The organism is Corallococcus sp. AB038B (assembly GCF_003668955.1).
GTDB lineage: Bacteria > Myxococcota > Myxococcia > Myxococcales > Myxococcaceae > Corallococcus > Corallococcus exiguus.
The window spans coordinates 207599-224256 of sequence record NZ_RAWO01000009.1; the positions used below are offsets into that span (position 1 = coordinate 207599).

General features: G+C 71.3%; 15 protein-coding genes. 6 read left to right on the forward strand and 9 right to left on the reverse strand.

The window, feature by feature from the left end; genetic code table 11:
- Positions 1 to 3 precede the first annotated feature (3 nt).
- From D7Y04_RS29620 to D7Y04_RS29635, 4 genes are read right to left on the reverse strand one after another with little or no spacing between them, the layout of a single operon-like run.
- Positions 4 to 1005: a biotin--[acetyl-CoA-carboxylase] ligase gene (locus D7Y04_RS29620; protein ID WP_121761437.1), complete on the reverse strand. Its 1002-nt coding sequence runs from the start codon at positions 1003 to 1005 to the stop codon at positions 4 to 6.
- Positions 1006 to 1020: 15 nt separating this feature from the next.
- Positions 1021 to 1647 (reverse strand): hypothetical protein, encoded by a 627-nt coding sequence (locus D7Y04_RS29625; RefSeq protein ID WP_121761438.1) that lies wholly within the window; start codon positions 1645 to 1647, stop codon positions 1021 to 1023.
- A gap of 3 nt (positions 1648 to 1650) precedes the next feature.
- The gene (locus D7Y04_RS29630; protein ID WP_121761439.1) at positions 1651 to 2568 is read right to left on the reverse strand and encodes a HEAT repeat domain-containing protein; all 918 of its coding nucleotides are present in this window, start codon (positions 2566 to 2568) and stop codon (positions 1651 to 1653) included.
- 54 nt (positions 2569 to 2622) lie between these two features.
- Positions 2623 to 4860: an HTH domain-containing protein gene (locus tag D7Y04_RS29635; protein ID WP_121761440.1), complete on the reverse strand. Its 2238-nt coding sequence runs from the start codon at positions 4858 to 4860 to the stop codon at positions 2623 to 2625.
- Positions 4861 to 4957: 97 nt separating this feature from the next.
- On the opposite strand from D7Y04_RS29635, the gene D7Y04_RS29640 reads away from it, so the two are divergent.
- Complete coding sequence (locus D7Y04_RS29640) at positions 4958 to 7153, forward strand: PQQ-binding-like beta-propeller repeat protein (RefSeq protein WP_121761441.1); 2196 nt, start codon at positions 4958 to 4960, stop codon at positions 7151 to 7153.
- A gap of 13 nt (positions 7154 to 7166) precedes the next feature.
- On the opposite strand, the gene D7Y04_RS29645 is transcribed toward D7Y04_RS29640, so the two are convergent.
- Positions 7167 to 8096 carry a hypothetical protein gene (locus D7Y04_RS29645; RefSeq protein WP_171809353.1) on the reverse strand — a complete coding sequence of 310 codons (930 nt, stop codon included), beginning with the start codon at positions 8094 to 8096 and terminating at the stop codon, positions 7167 to 7169.
- Positions 8097 to 8131: 35 nt separating this feature from the next.
- On the opposite strand from D7Y04_RS29645, the gene D7Y04_RS29650 reads away from it, so the two are divergent.
- On the forward strand, positions 8132 to 9184 hold the full coding sequence (locus tag D7Y04_RS29650) for an alpha/beta fold hydrolase (RefSeq protein WP_216669707.1): 1053 nt from the start codon (positions 8132 to 8134) through the stop codon (positions 9182 to 9184).
- Here D7Y04_RS29650 and udk read toward each other — a convergent pair whose 3' ends face one another.
- The 3 genes from udk to D7Y04_RS29665 form a co-directional block, all read right to left on the reverse strand.
- Positions 9185 to 9823: a uridine kinase gene (gene udk, locus D7Y04_RS29655; RefSeq protein WP_120577057.1), complete on the reverse strand. Its 639-nt coding sequence runs from the start codon at positions 9821 to 9823 to the stop codon at positions 9185 to 9187. It lies immediately after the preceding gene.
- Positions 9824 to 9891: 68 nt separating this feature from the next.
- Positions 9892 to 11538, reverse strand: coding sequence for a DUF692 family multinuclear iron-containing protein (locus tag D7Y04_RS29660; protein ID WP_121761442.1), 1647 nt, complete (start codon positions 11536 to 11538; stop codon positions 9892 to 9894).
- A 34-nt stretch (positions 11539 to 11572) separates the two neighbouring features.
- Positions 11573 to 12025, reverse strand: a complete 453-nt coding sequence (locus D7Y04_RS29665) for a helix-turn-helix domain-containing protein (RefSeq protein WP_121761443.1) — start codon at positions 12023 to 12025, stop codon at positions 11573 to 11575.
- 112 nt (positions 12026 to 12137) lie between these two features.
- Between D7Y04_RS29665 and D7Y04_RS29670 the strand changes: the two genes are divergently transcribed.
- From D7Y04_RS29670 to D7Y04_RS29680, 3 genes are all read left to right on the forward strand, one after another.
- Positions 12138 to 12923, forward strand: a complete 786-nt coding sequence (locus D7Y04_RS29670) for an SDR family NAD(P)-dependent oxidoreductase (protein ID WP_120595693.1) — start codon at positions 12138 to 12140, stop codon at positions 12921 to 12923.
- Positions 12924 to 12954: 31 nt separating this feature from the next.
- Positions 12955 to 13704 (forward strand): SDR family NAD(P)-dependent oxidoreductase, encoded by a 750-nt coding sequence (locus tag D7Y04_RS29675; protein ID WP_121761444.1) that lies wholly within the window; start codon positions 12955 to 12957, stop codon positions 13702 to 13704.
- Positions 13705 to 13843: 139 nt separating this feature from the next.
- A complete protein-coding gene (locus tag D7Y04_RS29680; RefSeq protein ID WP_121761445.1) occupies positions 13844 to 15172 on the forward strand; it encodes a ferritin-like domain-containing protein in 1329 nt (442 codons plus the stop codon).
- Here D7Y04_RS29680 and D7Y04_RS29685 read toward each other — a convergent pair whose 3' ends face one another.
- The gene (locus tag D7Y04_RS29685; protein WP_147477218.1) at positions 15173 to 15595 is read right to left on the reverse strand and encodes a hypothetical protein; all 423 of its coding nucleotides are present in this window, start codon (positions 15593 to 15595) and stop codon (positions 15173 to 15175) included.
- 123 nt (positions 15596 to 15718) lie between these two features.
- Between D7Y04_RS29685 and D7Y04_RS29690 the strand changes: the two genes are divergently transcribed.
- A complete protein-coding gene (locus D7Y04_RS29690) occupies positions 15719 to 16522 on the forward strand; it encodes a GNAT family N-acetyltransferase (protein ID WP_121761447.1) in 804 nt (267 codons plus the stop codon).
- Positions 16523 to 16658 lie beyond the last annotated feature (136 nt).

The window sequence follows — 16658 nt, forward strand, 5'->3', positions numbered from 1 at the left end:
ACTCTAGCGCTGGGGGCGCAGCTGCTCCACGTCCCCCGCCAGCACGCGCTCCACGCGGCCGTCCGCCATGCGCACCATCAGGGCGCCCGTGGGGTCGATGTCCTCCGCGAACCCCTCCCAGTCCCCCCGGTCCGTCCGCACCCGGACCGGGACACCCAGGGTGCTGGAGAGCGCCTTCCAACGGGTGCGCACCGCGTCGAAGCCGGTGGCCAGGTACGTGTCCAGCCAGGTCTCCAGCCGGTTCCACAGGGCCGCGGCGAAGGGCGCGCGGGCCGCGGGCCGCCCCAGCGACAGTGCGAGCGACGTGGCCGTGGCGCGCAACTCGTCCGGGAAGTGCTCCTCGCCGGAGTTGAGGTTCACCCCCACGCCCACGATGACGAAGTGCACCCGCTCGGGTTCGGCGGACAGCTCCGTGAGGATGCCGGCCACCTTCTTGCCGGCGATCTGCACGTCATTGGGCCACTTGATGGCAGCGTCCACGCCCGCGTCGCGCAGCGTCTCCGCCAGGGCCACGGCGGCCACCAGCGTGAGCTCCGGTGCGCGCTGCGGGGGAAGCTCCGGGCGCAGGATGGCGGAGAAGTACAGGTTCAGGTTCGGCGGCGACACCCAGGCGCGGCCCCGGCGCCCCTTCCCCGCCGTCTGCTGTTCGGCCACCACCACCGTGCCGTGGGCGGCGCCGTCCTGGGCCAGCCGGAAGGCCGCCGCGTTGGTGGAGCCGATGGTGTCGTGGTGGTGCAGCACCCGGCCCACCGCGCGCGTGGCGAGCAGCGGGTGGAGCTCCAGCGCGAAGAGCCGGTCCGGCCGGCCCACCAGCCGGTAGCCCTTCGCGGGCACTGCTTCGATGCGGTAGCCCTTCAGCCGCAGGGCCTCCACGTGCTTCCACACCGCCGTGCGCGACAGGCCCAGCCGATTGGACAGCGCCTCACCAGAGATGAAGCCCTCCCCGCCTTCCGCGAGGAAGTTGAGGATGCGCGCGTCCTGCGTGAGCTCGTTCGTCGTCTCCACGGGAGGCGGGCCGCTTCAGTTCGGGGCGGGCGCGGCGGGGGTGGCCGGGGGGCTGCTGGCGCCATCCGCCTTGTAGGAGATGAGCTCCAGCTCCGTCTGCGGCACGCGCTTGCCCTCGTGCTCCGTGGCCACGTCCACGCGGACCAGGCCCACGCCCGCGGCGAAGGTCATCGTGTTCACGAGCGTCGTCTGGCCATCCACCTTGTTGCGGCCCTCCACGCTGACGCAGTTGGAGAACGAACCCGCGGGCACCTTGCAGGCGAAGCCCACCTGCACCAGCTGGTAGCGCTCCGTGGAGGACACGGACACGACGTTGTTCCAGCCGCGCCCGGCCTCCAGCGGGCCGCGCAGCAGGTAGCGCTTGGGGTCGCGCAGGCCGAAGGCGTCCACCGTGAGCTGGCCGCCCTGGTTGTCCACGAAGTAGCCGTCCTGCTCCTTGACGATCTCCACCGTGACGGGTTTGTCGTCGCGCCCGTCAATCCGGTACGTCCATGCGTTGCCCACGGCCAGCGGGTAGAACTGGCCGATGGACTCGGGCGAGGGGCGCGTGTCCGACTCGACGCGCTTCGCACAGCCGGAACCGACGAGCGTGGAGGCCAGGAGGGTCAGGCCCCCCACCATCGACAGCGATTGCTTCATCATGCGCTAGGGGTCCGCGTGGCCCTGGCCACGCGCCTCCGCGGTTGCGTGGTTGCGTGATGCGTAGAGCGTGTCCAGCGCCTGCTGCGCGGCGGCCTGGACCGACGGCGTGTCGTGGCCCTGGGCCACCGTGTACAGGTACGCCTCCGCCTCCGGGCCGCCAATCTCGCCCACCGCGAAGACGATTTCCTGCAGGAAGCCCGAGTCGCGGCCGCGCGCCAGGTCGATGAGCGCCGGCACCGCGCTCTTCGCCTTCATCTCCGCCAGCGCGCCAATGGTGCGGCGCACCTGCTCCGCGTCGCTGGTGTCCTTGAGGCGCTCAATCAGGAGCGGCGCGGCGGACGGGTGCTTGCGCTCAGCCAGCGTCCGCAGGGCGAACTCGCGGATGCGCGAATCGGTGGCCTGGAGGTCCGCCACCAGCGCCTCGTCCGTGCGGTCCAGCGCGGAGAGCTGCAGCACCGCCGACTCCGTCACCTGCCGCAGCACGTTCTCCAATGCGCTGCGCATCGCGGCCCGCCGCCCTTCCGTCGAGTCCACCTCCACCGCCGCCTCGCCCAGGCCCACGACCTCGTAGCGCTGGGGCGTGTTGCTGCCAAAGCGCTCCAGGGACAGGTTGACGCCCACCTCCGCGAAGCTGTGCGGGTTGCCGTCCTTCAAAACCTCTCGGGTGAAGGGCACGTCCAGCGACAGCCGCCAGGGGCGGGCCTTCTTGGGAGACTCGTCGGCCACCAGCTCGAAGCGGCCGGAGGACTCCAGCGCGTCATCGAACAGGTCCCGCACACCTTCCGGGCCGAAACCCAGGAGGGCGTTGTCCCGCAGGGTGGTCCCGGAGAGCTCCACCGGCGCCACCGGATAGCGCGGGGCCTGCGAGCGGCAGGCCCCGAAAAACAGCACGCAGGAGGTTAGCAGCAGGGCCGGCTTCATGGCCCCCACAGGCTAACACTCCCGCGTCCACCGCACCCGATTCCGTGCGGGGGATCAGCCTTCCTTGTTGCCCTCGGACGAACCGTCCGTCCCAGGGGCCACCGGCGCCTCGTGCACCTCGCGGACCTCCGCGGGCTGCGAGGACGCGTCGGCGGGAGCCTCTTCCGGAGGCAGTGCCTGCGCGGCGACCGGGGTCACCGCATCGGACGCATCACTCGCGGCTTCGGCCCGGGCCCGCGCGGCTTCGTCGGACTCCGGAGAAGCCTGCACCGCTTCGCCCGCCTGCCAGGCGTTGCCCACGACAGGCGGCGTGGCGGCGGCCTCCCCGTTCGAGGGGCTGACCTCCCTCATCACGGGCAGTGACTCGCCCGCGAGCGCGACCGTCTCACCGGTGACGCTGCCACCCGGAGACGGCGCGGCGATGCCACCCGAAGACTCCGTGCCCTCACCGGCGGCGACGTCGGCCACGGTGGTGGCACCGGCCTCACCCGCGCTGGCGGCGGCCTCACCGGTGGGAGCGCCGGCTTCACCCGCGGGCGTGCCCTCCGCTCCGCGCGTGCCACGGCCGCGACGGCCCCGGCGACGACGGCGGCGGCGCTTGCGCTCGGAGGCGCTGCCCTCGGCGGAACCGGCCTCGGCGCCCTCCTTGCCTCCACCCACGAAGGCGCTGGCGGCCTCCAGGTCCTCGTCCTCACCCTCGTCGTCGCCCTCCTCGGACTCGTCCTCTTCCGATGCGGGCGTGAACCCGGCGGCGGCCGGCGGCGCGGGAGCCACCGGCGAGGCCTTGGCCTCGGAGTCCTCGGCGCCGGACTGGGCAGCGTCGCGGGCCTCGGCCCGTTCGCGCTGACGGTCGCGGCGGCGCTCGGAACGTTCCGAACGGTCGCTCCGCTCGGGACGCTCCGCGCGCTCCGGCTTCTCGGTGGTGGCGGCGACTTCGACTTCGCCACCGCCCTCCTCGCGGGCCTGCTTCTCGCTCTTGCGCTCCTCGCGGCGGCGCTGGGCCTCTTCGGCGTCCAGCTTCGCGGCCTCGAAGAAGCGCTCGTCGATGTCGTACAGCTCCACCTGGGTGACGGTGACGGCCGTCTTCGCCTCCAGGAACTTCTCACCCAGGGCGTCCCCGCACCACAGCATCACCAGCGAGCCAGTGGCCTGCGCTTCCGAGCGCGCGTCGCCGCGCACCTCGCCCGCGCTCACCAGCAGGCCCACCTGCGCCGAGTAGTGGCCCAGGTCGCGCCGCAGCTCCTGCACCGTCTTGCGGTCGATGCCCGGCATGCCCTTGAGCATGCGGACCGCGTAGCGCAGCTCCACGCTGCCCTCGCGCTTGCGCGCGGTGAGCAGGGGGCCTTCCTTGGAGCGCTTGGCGACCTTCAGCTCGCGGAAGCCCAGCCCGTGCATCATCTTCACCACGGACTTCTCGAAGGTGCCCACGTCCGCGTCGCCCAGGCGCTTGCGCAGCCCGCGAGCCACCGCCCGGCGCGCGTCCTTGAGGGCCGTGCGCGCGGTGGTGATGAGGGCCTCGTCCACCAGGGGCTCCCCAGCGGCGGCGGGCTTGCCCAGCACCGGGCGGCCCCCCTCCAGCGGGATGCCCAGGGCCTGCGCGAAGGCTGCCTGGAGCTCCAGGGGCGGCGCCTCGCTCGGCGCGCCCGCGCGCTCCAGGGACACCTCGCCGGTCTCCTGGTTGAAGGCGTACTGGGGCCGGCGGCCCGCGTCGATGCGGCGCTGGTTGTCCTCCAGCAGGGCGGTGAGCACCGCCTCCACCGTGGTCTCCTCCGCGCACAGCTCCTTGGCCTTGGCGCGCTCGATGAGCTGATCCGTGCGCAGTCCGGCTTCCGCCTCGCTGAGGATCTCGAACACGACCTCCGGCAGCGGCGGGAAGCGCTTGCGGCGTCCACCCCGCTCCTCTTCACCCTCGTCACGGCGGCGCTTGCGCTCCGTGCCACGACCCGACGCGCGGACGTTGTCCGTGCGGGGCTCCGGGTGACGCTCCACCGGCCGCAACGGAGGCAACTCCTCCTCCGGATGCGGCTCCATCACGCCCGTCTGTGCAAGTGCCTCGACGTCCTCGGAGAGCGACCAGTCCGTCAGCGCGAACGTATCCTTCGCGGTGACAATCACCTTTCGATCCCGCGTCCGTCGCGCCATCGCGGCCAGTCGCGACAGCATCGTCACTTCCGGCGTCTTACCGATGTGGGACAGCAGGCTCAGCTGGATGGACTTCTCCGTGATCTCAAGGAAATGCAGGGGGCGACCTTCGCTCTCCAGTACACGGAGCGCGGCCTCGTAAAATGTCATCGAGTATTCCCCAAGAATTCCGAACGGTTACAAAAATGTAGGTCCGTATGGGCGGCGGATGCTAGCCATCGCTAAACTGGCTTGTCAACGAACGTCAATGACCCGTCTTCGCATCGGCCACCATTGGAAGCGCGAACCGTCGGCTTCCCCGCTCGATTCCATCGCGCTGGAGCTCGACGGCGTGAACCTGCTGTCCGGGGCGGTGGAGGAGCCCCTGACGGAGGTCGTCCCCGCTCTGGTGGAGGCGGTCGCGGCCCTGCACGCGGGGAGGCGGCGGATGGCGCAGGTTTCGCTGACGGAGGCGCACCTGGAGTTGGTGTTGCGGCGCGTCGGGCCGGACATCGAACTTTCGGTGGCGAGTCTCGCCCGCCCCGCCCACCTGCTGCGTCCGCCCATCCGGGTGGACGCCGAGGAGCTGACGAAGGCCACCCGCCAGAGCGGCCAGAGATTCCTCCAGGACGTGACGAAGCTCGCGCCCAAGGCCCTGTCCGCCACGGCCGCCCGGAAGCTGGGCGAGGCGCTCCAGGGCCTGGGCAAGGCCGCGCCGCATGCGGAAGAAAAGCCCGTTCCCCCCACCCCGCTGCGGATTGAACCCGTCTCCGTGCCGGGGTTCGGCTTCGAGCTGAAGGACATCTCCCCCGCCTCGCGCGAGGCGCCGTCGAAGGGCCCCTCCGGGGAGCTGGCGCCGCTCCTGGGCGCGGGTGAGGTGTGGCTGGCGCTGCCGGGACGGCCGCAGGCGTGGCGTGCGCCAGGGCCGCCGTTCCTCACGGTGCTGGAGCTGTCCCGGCAGGCCGTGGAGCTGGCGCGGGCCGTGGAGCTGGGCGAGGCCCGCTTCGAGTTCGAGCCCGCGGGCGTGCGTCCCCGCCTGACGCTGGACCTGCCCGGACGGCGGGCGAAGCTGGGGCCCACCGGCACGTGGTTCGAGCTGGAGCCCAAGGCGCTGCTGTCCGCCCTCTTCCAGTTGGGGGAGGCGCTGGGCCTGGCGTTCGCGGAGGCGCACCGGGTCCAGGTCTCCAACCCGTACCTCGTGGAGGTGGCGGAGCGTTGCCGAGAGGGGCTGTCGCACCTGCGAGGCGCGCACAAGCCGCCCGAGGCCGAGGGCGAGGCCCGCGAGCGCAAGAGTTCCCCGGCGCGCGGCGAGTCCCGTCCGCTGAAGGTGCCCGGAAAGCTGCGGCGCCTGCGCTTCGAGAAGCTGTGGGAGCAGCGCGGGCTGGAGGAGCCGGAGGAGGCGCGGCTGCTCCTGGGCAGGCACGGGCCGGTGTACTGCGCGCCGGGTCTGGCGGGCGCGTTCTCACGCAAGGACGGCGCGCTGCTGTGGCGGCGGGCCGCGTCGCTGGGCGTGGCGGCGTCCGCGGATGGCCACGCGGTGGCGGCGGACGACACCCGCGTGTACGGCTTCACCGGCCGGGGCTCGGGCGCGCGGTGGCTGCACGACCATGACGGCATCCCGCTGGGGCCGCTGCTCTTGCGCCAGGATGGGCTGCTGCTGACCCTGTCGGAGGACCGCACGGCGGTGGCCTTCGCGGAGGCCACGGGCCGCGAGGTGTGGCGCCTGGCCCCGCCGCGCACGCAGCGCGGGTGGATGGCCACGCAGGGACACCGGGCGCTTCTGTCCACGGACTCGGGCTACCTGTACGGCCTGGACCTGGAGGACGGTCAGGTGCGCTACCGGCTGCGCTCGCCCCTGCCCTTCCATGGGGCTCCGGTGGCGTGGGGCCGGCGCTTCCTGGCGCTCCTGGGACGCGGCTCGCATCACGCGCTGCTGCTGGCGGACGCGCACACCGGCGAGGCGCAGTGGACGTTCGAGCCGGACCTCATCCTGCCCTCCACACCGCTGCCGGTGGGCCAGCGGGTGCTCCTGGCCGGGATGCGTGACCAGGACGGGTTCCTGGTGTGCCTGGACGCGCGCGGACGCAAGGTCTGGGAGCGCGCGCTGCACCTGGGCCCCGGGCCCTATGCGCTGGCGCCGCTGCCTCGCGCGGTGGTGGTGACGAGCGCGTCCGGGGCCGCCGCTCGCGTGGCCTTGTCCGGGCAGGTGGACTGGCGGGTGGGGGCGGCCGGTGAGCCGCTGATCAGCGCGCTGCCGGCGCGCACCGCCCGCGACGTGACGCTCATCGCGGGAGAGGTGGTGCGCGCGGTGGATCCTCGCGGCGGTCAGGTGCTCGCGGAGGTGAGCGCGGGGGTGGGGCTCGTCGCGCTCCAGGCCGACGTGCGCCTCAACCTGTACTTCCTGGACGACGCCGGCACGCTGTCCGCGTACCGGCTCGGTTCCCACTTCGCCGTCGTGAAGTGACGGAGACGAAGGGCTATTCGCCCTTCTTCGCCGAGGCCTTGGCCGGGTCGATGTCCTCCTCCGGCCGCTCCTCCTGCGTGGCGCCTTCCCACGTCTCGTTGGCGCCCAGCTTCCACTCCGACGGCACGTCCAGCTTCCACGCGTAGGTGGCGTTGGCGTTGCCACCGGACGCCGCGTGCGAGGCGACGTTGATGGTCATCTCCAGCTTCGCCACCTCCGCGGGCAGCAGGTCCAGGTCGTAGTGGCCCAGCACCATCTGCGGAGGGAACCCGGCGATGAGGCGCTCGGGGTAGTCGATCTTCATCGACGGGTCGGCGCCGCGCATCTCGCCCAGCAGCTTGCCCTTCGCGTCCGTGAGCTTCCACACCGTGTCGAACGAAGCGCTGGTGACCATCTTCTTCACCTTGCCCTCGTCCTTCTCCACACGCTGCGCGCCCCAGAGCACCAGTTGCAGGCGGATCTGCGGCTTGCCCATCACCATCACCACGTCGTTGGACACCACGTCCAGGCGCATGCCCTTGTCCGTGGCGGACAACACCGGGCGGTAGCGGCCCTCCCGCAGGGAGTCGAACTGCTTGCGCGCGTACTCGTAGAAGGCCTTGCGGTCTCCCGCGCGGTTGTCCTTCTTTTCGCCCCCCGACTCCGCGCGCTGATCCAGCTCCGCCAGATAGCTGTCGAACTTCTTGTTTCCCCCAAAGCGGTCCAGGTGCGCGTCGACGTCGTCGAAGTAGCCCTTGAAGAAGGACTTCAGCTCGTCCTTGTAGGAAGCCTCATCCGGGTTGGAGCGCATCCAGCTCACGCGCTCCATGTAGACGGACTGGATGCGGCGGAAGTCCGCGTCCCGCTCCGCCTCGGTGGCCCGCGCGGAAGCGGTGCGGTGACTCGCCACGGCGGCGACGATCACCAGGGCGATGACAACGATGATTCCGAAGTAGCGCTTCAAGCGACAGGCTCCTGTGCGTACGGGCAGGCAATGATATGAGCCCCATCATCGTGCCCCAGGCCGAGGGAATCCAACTGTTCACCGTGCCCCTTCCACTGGAGGAAGGGGACCTGCTGGGAAGCCCCCAGATTGCTTGGCAGGCCTACGGGAAACCGTCGGATGGCAAAGCGGTGGTGGTGCTGCACGACCTGTCCCATTCCCACCAGGCGTTGAGCACGGAAGTGAACGGTGCGTACCAACCTTCGGGCTGGGGGCGGGAGCTGATCGGTCCGGGCAAGGCGCTGGATCCGGACGTGACGCCGGTCATCGTGCCCAACCTTTTGGGCAGTCCGTTCGGTTCCACGTCCCCGCTGACGCCGGATCCGCACAGCGGAAGGCCTTGGGGCACGGCGCTGCCGCCACTCACCGTGCTGGACATGGCGCGCGGCGTGTCCGCGCTCCTGCGAGCCCTGGGGCTCACGCGCGTCCGGGCGGTGGTGGGGATTGGCCTGGGCGGGTTGGTGGCGCTGCGACTGGCGGCGCTGTTCCCGGAGCTGGCGGACGGCGTGGTGGTGCTGGGCGCGGCGCGGGCGCTGCCGGAGGGGCTGCGCGAGAAGCTGGGCCTCACGTCGCAGGTGCTGCGCATGGCGCCCGACAACGAGGACACCCCGCCCCTGCGCGAGCGCGCCCCGAACCGGACGCTGTCGCGGCTGCGCATGGACTACCTCAAGCTGCTCTACGGCCGCGACCACCTGGGCAGCGCGTATCCGGACAGCGCGGCGGCGCAGGCGGCGCTGGAGGCGGAGGCCGCGTCATTCGCGGACACGTTCGATCCGATCGCGTGGTCGATGCTCTGCTCCGCTTACGCGGGCTGCGACCTGACGGAGACGTTCTCGAAGATCCACGCGCGGGTGCTGCTGCTCGCGGGCGCGACGGACGCGCTGGCTCCGGCGGGCCGCGTGCGGGACACCTACCACCAGTTGACGGCGGCGGGGGTGCAGGCGCGGTTCGTGGAGCTGCAGGGGCCGGGGGACCACGGCACCCTGCTGTCGGACGCGCACCGGCTGAAGGGGCCGGTGCAGGACTTCCTGCGCTGGCTGCGCGGCTAGCTAGCGCTGCGACTGGTGCTGCGAGGCGAGCCGCGCCCGAAGCGCGCCCACGAGCATCCCGATGGCGATGTCGTTGTTGCCGCCGTGCGGGATGATGATGTCCGCGTGGTGCTTGGACGGCTCCACGAAGCCCATGTGCATGGGGCGCACGTGGCGCAGGTACTGGCCCACCACGTGGTCGAAGTCGCGGCCACGGTCCTTGATGTCGCGGGTGAGGCGGCGAAGGATGCGCAGGTCGTCGTCCGCGTCGACGTAGATCTTCACGTCCATCTCGTCGCGCACTTCCTTCATGTGCAGCACGAGGATGCCCTCGATGAGGACGATGTCCCCGGGGTCCACGCGGTGCGTGTGCGGCTGACGTCCGGACGTGACGAAGTCGTAGACGGGCTTCTGGATGGCCTGGCCCTGCTTGAGCGCACGCAGGTGACTGACCAGCAGCTCCGTGTCGAACGCGTCGGGATGGTCGAAGTTCACCTCCCGCCGGTCCACCAGGGACATGTCCTTCAGGTCCCGGTAGTACGAATCCTGATCAATGAAGGCGACCCGGCAGTCGGCGAGAGCCTCACGCACCTTGCGGGCCACCGTGGTCTTGCCGGACGCGGTGCCGCCTGCGATGCCAACGACGAGGGGTGACGACATGCGGCGGGCACTACCCCACCAGACAGGTGGGCGCAAGGATCCGTTGACCGGCCGACATGTGTCCGCCCTTATGCCCGCCGCAAGAGCCCGCGCGCCTGCCCATCCGCGAGCAGCCATCCGGGCAGGGCCTCCACCGGAAGCGGCCCATCCGCGAGCCCCTGGAGCCCCGCGGCCACCTCCGGGGGCAGCGTCAGGACCTCGAAGCCGATGGCCTTGCGGCGGATGGCGAAGCGCCATGGCCCCGGACCCGGCCGGGCAGCCACCTGCGCCAGGGCCTCCAGGCCGGACACCTCCAGCGCCCCGCAGGCCCACGCACGGCCGGTGAGATGCCGCCGCAACGCCCGTGTGGCGAACACCAGCTCCGTCAGGTCGGCGGGGAAGGAACCCAGGCGGACGTCCTCGGCCAGCGCCACCTGGCCCGGGGCTGGTGCCGGCGGCGTCTGGAGGAAGGCGTGCGGCAGCATCATCTCCAGGGACAGCGCGGCGGCCACGCCGTCCGACGGTGCGGCCATCACGCGCTTGCGCGCCCAGGACGCGAACGCGTGGGACAGGGACTTGCCCAGCCCATCGAAGAGGCCTCGGTACTCTCGCGAGCGGGTGAAGGACTCCAGCCCCTCCGGCGTCGCGGCGAGCAGCAGGCGCGTGAGGGGCCAGTCCTTGTCCAGCTGCTCCGCCACCACCGCCAGGCGGAAGTCCCGGTCCGCGCGCGTGCCCTCGGGGTCCTCGTCCTCCGTGGCCGGCGTGACGCCGTGGCCCGCGTCGAACAGCGCCCACGGGCGGCTGTCCCCGGTGAGTGCCGGCACGGGCTCGCGCGACGCGGGGATGTCGAAGGCGGGACGGGACTCCTTCGGGACGAGCGCGCGCAGCCGCCGCAGCGACGCGAGCGCCACCTCCGGCGGATGGCCGTCGCCCTCGAAGGTGACGGCGCGCAGGCGCGGGCAGCGCGGGAGCACCTCCGCCAGCAGTTCGAACAGCTCCTCGCGCACGGGCTGCGTGTGGTCATCCACGTAGAAGGTCCGCCCTCCCCTGCGCGTCACCACTCCGCCCGCGATGTGGATCTCCACGACCTGATCCAACGGGAAGCCATCCAGCCCCGTGCGCAGGGGCAGTCCCGCGGACAGCTGGTGGCTGAAGAGGTGGCCCAGGTCCAGGAGCAGCGGCAGGCCCGTGCGCGCGTGCAGCTTCGCCATGAAGTCCAGCGCGTGCAGTCCGCCGCGCGTGGCGAGCACGGCGGGGTTCTCAATCACCAGCGGCACGCTCAAGCCCGCCTGGATGTGGAGCGCGTGCGCCGCGCTGTCCCGCACGCCCGCTTCGTTGAACGGCGGCGTGACGTAGAGGTAGCCCGGGAAGGGCTGACCGCCCGCGTGCCACCAGCCCACGTCGTTGCCCACCCACGGACTGCCCACCGCGCGCGCGTGCGCATCCAGCTCCGCGAGCGCCGACGCGGGCTCCAGCTCCGGGCCCCACAGGTTCAGGTGCACCGGATGGAAGAGGACGGGCACGTCCGAACGACGGCGCCACATCTCCGGGAAGAGCGTGGCTTGGGCCTTCGCCTCCTCCAGCGCGATGGGCGCGCTGTACTCCACGAAGTCGAAGAGACCGGGCGAGGCGTCGAGCAACCGGTACGGATGCGGCACGTCCGAGGCGCTCAGGTTGCTGCTCAGCCCCAGCCCCATCCAGGGCAGTGACCACGAATCCGATGCAGGGCGCGTCATGGGCACACCCTAACCAGCCCGGCTCCGGGTGGCGCTAGCCTTGTGTGGCCGGCCGATCCAGGCGCACGTCCTGGACCGTCAGCACCCTGCCGTCCGCGGCGCGAACCTCCAGCGGCTTCACCGGCTGCCCGTGCGCCTTGTCGAGCACTCGCGTCCGGGGCTCTCCCGACGCGAAGCAGTGCTGCTGCCCCCACTGCCCCAACGCGACCAGGATGGGAAAGAGGCTCTGCCCCTTCTCCGTCAGCACGTACTCCTGCCAGGCGCTACCGTCGGACGCCGGCTGGGTTTCGAGGATGCCGTGGTCCACCAGGTGCTTCAGACGCTGGGCCAGGATGTTCTTCGCCACGCCCAGGCTCTTCTGGAACTCGCCGAAGCGGCGCAGGCCGTACTGCGCATCGCGCACGATGAGCAGTGACCACCAGTCCCCGATGACGTCCAGGGACCGGGCCACCGGGCACACCGCCCCTTCCATGCTCGTCCGCTTCATCACCGCCTCCTTCCAGAGGGCCGCTCCACAACTGGTTGCATAACGAAACCGGGCCTTTTATTCATCCGGCAATTGGTTTCATCATGAAACCACTCAAACCGGAGGCAGTCGGATGCGGCTCAAGGGAAAGACGGCGCTGATCACGGGCGGTAACAGTGGCATCGGGCTGGCGACGGCGCGGCTGTTCGTGGCGGAGGGGGCGCGGGTGGCCATCACCGGGCGCAACCGGGAGACGCTGGACGCGGCGGTGAAGGAGCTGGGCGCGAACGTGCTGGCGGTGCAGGCGGACGCCACGGATCCGGCCGCGCTGGAGCATGCGGTAGCGGCGACAGTGGAGCGCTTTGGCGGGCTGGACATCGTGTTCGCCAACGCGGGCGTCGCGGCTCAGACGCCCGTGGGCAAGACGACGCAGGAAGCGTTCACGTCCGTGCTCCAGACCAACGTCACCGGCGTGTTCTTCACGGTGCAGGCCGCTGCGGCGCACCTGAAGCCCGGCGCGTCGATCATCCTCACCAGCTCGGTGCACAGCGAGTTGGGGATGCCGGGGTACTCCGCGTACGCGGCGAGCAAGGGCGCGCTGAAGGCGATGGGCAGCGTGCTGGCGGCGGAGCTCGCCCCCAAGGGCATCCGCGTCAACGTCGTGTCTCCTGGCGCGACGAACACGCCCATCTGGGAGAAGAACGCGCCCACGCCGGAGGCCTTCGCGAAGATGGAGCGCGGCATGTCCGCGACCATTCCCATGGCGCGCATGGGCAGGCCGGAGGAGATCGCGAAGACGGTGCTCTTCCTCGCATCCGACGATGCGTCCTACGTGAGCGGGCAGGATCTGTTCGTTGACGGTGGCGTCAACGGCGCGGCGCTGGGTGCGCCCTTGTTCCGCGCGCCCCGGGAGGTTTGATGCCGCCAGTCCCCTCTCCCGGAGCTTTCCGATGACCTCCTCTCTCAAGCCCACCGCGGTCGTCGTGGGCGTCGGCGCTGAACAGGGCCTGGGCGCGGCCCTGTGCCGGAAGTTCGCCTCGGAAGGCCACCACGTGCTCGTCGCCGGGCGCACGCGGGAGAAGTTGGACCGGGTGGTCGCGGGGCTCACGGCCTCCGGTGGCAGTGGCGAGGCGGTGGTCGCGGACGCGACGCGGGAGGCGGACGTCGCGCGGCTGTTCGACCGGGCCCTGGCTCCGGGAGCGGGCTTCGCCCCCGTGGACCTGGTCGTGTTCAACGCCGGCAACAACCGGCAGGTCCCCTTCCGCGACCTGGACGCCGCGACGTTCGAGGACTTCTGGCGGGTGGGCTGCTTCGGCGGGTTCCTCGTTGGACGCGAGGCGGCCCGGCGGCTGGTGCCCCTGGGCCGGGGCACCGTCATCTTCACCGGCGCCTCCGCCAGCCTTCGAGGCCGCGCGGGCTTCGCGCACTTCGCCGCCGCGAAGGCGGGCCTGCGGATGATCTCCCAGGGCATGGCGCGCGAGTTCGGTCCGCAGGGTCTGCATGTGGCCCACGTGCTCATCGACGGCGGCATCGATGGTGAACGCCTGCACACGCTGGCCCCGGAGCGGGTGAAGGCGCTGGGCGAGGACGGGCTGCTCCACATCGACGCCATCGCGGAGACGTACTGGCAACTGCACCGGCAGCACCGTTCCGCGTGGACCCAGGAAGTGGACCTGCGACCGTTCAAGGAGTCGTTCTAGGGCCTCAGGTTTCTGAAGACGCCTCAGCTTTCCGAGCACGCGGACACGCTTGCTGGACGGTGCCGCCCAGAGGGAGCACTGCGATGGCATCGCAGTTGCTCTGCTCGCGGGACACCTCGTCCCACGGGAGCAGGCATCCATGAACACGAACCGATTGCGGCATCTCTTCTCTCGCGCGCTGCGGGCCTCGCTCGCGACGCCGCTGGTGCTGGCGGGCTGTGGCACCGGCAGCACGGACCTGCGGGGCTACTCGGGCATCGAGTGCACGCCGCAGGGCGATCCCGCCATCGATGACCTGAGCATCCAACCCGCGGCGGACTCCGTCGAACTGCGCATCAGCTCAGGCTTCGGCCGCGAGGGTCCGGTGGGCTTCGAGACCCGAGCCTCCACCGGCGAGGCGTGCGCGACCGCCACCAACGTGTCCGCTTGTCAGACAGCTTTGGCCGAGGCGAGCTCCGGCGACGGATTCACCGGCAACTGCGTCCAGCTCTGCTCGAGATACTTTCTGGCGACGACGCGAGGCGATGAGGTGAAGACCTGGGCGTCGCTGCAAGAGCTCCAGGCGTTGCTGGGCGCGGTGGACACCGCGCAGGAAGCGGTGCTCCTCACCTTCGCCGCGGGCTACCGGCTCAGCTGCGACACGCTCAATCAGGGCGCGGTGAAGCGGAATCTGGACGGGGGCTTCAACGTCGTGGCCACGAAGGGCTTCACATGTGGCGAGGGCTCGAACCTGATGCAGTACGTGGTCAAGGTGTCCGCCAACGGCGAGCTCCGCGAGGTGGAGGATCACGTGCTGGAGAAGGGCTCGGGCCCATGCTCCGTGGGCCGCCGGCCCGTGGGGCTGGAGGGCTCGGTCGCGGGGGGTTGCGAGGACGCGCTCGGGCACCACTTCGCGCAGACAGCGCACCTGGAGGCTGCGTCCATCCACGCCTTCCTGCGACTGCGTGAGGAGCTGGCCCTGCATGGCGCGGAGGCAGCCCTCCAGGACGCGGCGCTCGCGAGCGCGGTGGATGAAGTCATGCACACGGAGATGACGGGACGGCTCGCGCGCCGTTACGGGGCCACGCCTCCGCCGCCCGCCGTCGCGGCCGTGCCCCTGCGCCCGTTGCGCGAGGTGGCGTTGGACAACGCCGTGGAGGGGTGCGTGCGCGAGACGTACGGCGCGCTGGTGGCCCATCACCAGGCGCTGCATGCGCGCGACGCGGAGGTGCGCGAGGCCATGGTCCGCATCGCCGAGGACGAGACGCGGCACGCGGGCCTGTCGTGGGACATCGACCGGTGGGCGCGCTCGCGTCTGTCCGCGCCGGAGCAGTCCGCGCTGCGCGAGGCCCAGAAGCGCGCGGTGGCCCTGCTGCGCGCGGAGGTCGCGCTGCCGCTCGATTCAGCGCTCGTCACGGAGGCGGGGCTGCCCACGCCCGAGGCCGCGCTGGCGCTGCTCGACACGCTGGAGCAGGAGCTCTGGGCCTGATCAGCTCGTCGGCTTGTTCCGGGTCGCGGCCTCGCGCGCGGCCTGGAGCGTGTCGTCCACCGCGGACTCCACCGCGTCGCTGACCAACTCCGGCGCGGAGGTGCGCCAACGCTCCAGCGCCGCCTCGTGCATCGCCTCCGGATCCTGGAGCTTCGCGTCCGTCTCCGGAGCCACGTCCGCGATGCAGTCCGGGCACACACCTTTGAGCGCGCGCGACCACACCTCCAGATGCGTGGTGATGAGCACGCCCTCCATGGCCAGGGCCTCGCGCAGTCCCCTTCGACCCGCGCCGCGCATCTGCGTGCCGTGCACGCGGTCCAGCATCGTGCGCATCCAGGCGGCCACCGCCTCGGGTTTCGGACACGTCTGCCTTCCGCATACCCGGCAGGTCGTCTGCCAGGACTGCCCTTCCATTGGAGTCATCGCGACCCACTCCTCGCACCCGGGTTGCGCACGGGCTTTAGCAGGGCTCCTCCTCTCACGCACGTAGACGTGAGCGTCTATGAATGCGGAGAATCCGACTTCCTGGATCCTTCTGGAGCCCTCATGTCCCGAGCCGAGATCGACGAATCGCATGCGCAGTTCCGTGGAGCCTGGCGGCTCATGACGCTGGGGCTGCCCCGTGGCGAGGTCGTGGAGCGTGCGGACGTGTTCATCACCGCGGGCCACGTGACGTGGTCGCTGATGAACATGGCGTTCCTCAATCGCCCCGCGGAGACGGAGGCGGAGCTGATGCGCGCGGTGGACTCGGCCGCGAGCTACTTCGCGCAGGGACAGCACGGGTGGGCCTTCACGCTGACGCCGGAGTGGCTGGCGCCGGGGCTGCGGGAGCAGGCGGACGCGCTGCTCGCCACGCGGGGGCTCAAGCCGGGGATGACCACGTCGGGCATGGTGGCGGACCGGATGCTGGAGCCGGTGCGGCCCCTGCCGCCGCTCGACCTCCGGCCGGTGAACGACACCTGGGGCTACAACGCCGTCGCGGACGTGAACGCCGCGAGCTACGACACACCCCAGGCGCTGGGACGTGAAGCCCTGGCCGCTCCCGGCATCTTCGGCCCCGAGAGCCGGGCCTTCGTCGGCTGCCACGACGGCGCGCCAGCGACGAGCACGGTGGCGCTGCGCGTGGACGGCATTGTCTACATCGCGCTCGTGGCGACGCTCGCGGAGCACCGCCGCAAGAGCGCCGCGGAGACGGTGCTCCGACGCGCGCTGGAGGAGGCGAAGCACGCGTGGGGGCTGGAGCGGACGGTGCTGCATGCCACGGAGGCCGGAGCGCCTGTCTACCGCCGCATGGGCTACCGGGACGTGGCGCCGTTCGTCTCGTACTTCGCGCCCCCGAAGGGAGCGTGAAGCCCACGGCACCGGTTTCCCAGGAAGACATGTGTACTCGCGGGAGTCCGGAGCTGACCCCGCGCGTCAACCGCGCGCACCTGTGCCCAAAGGGTCGTCCACTCAACGCAGCATGAGTCCCACGTCGGGGGCTGGG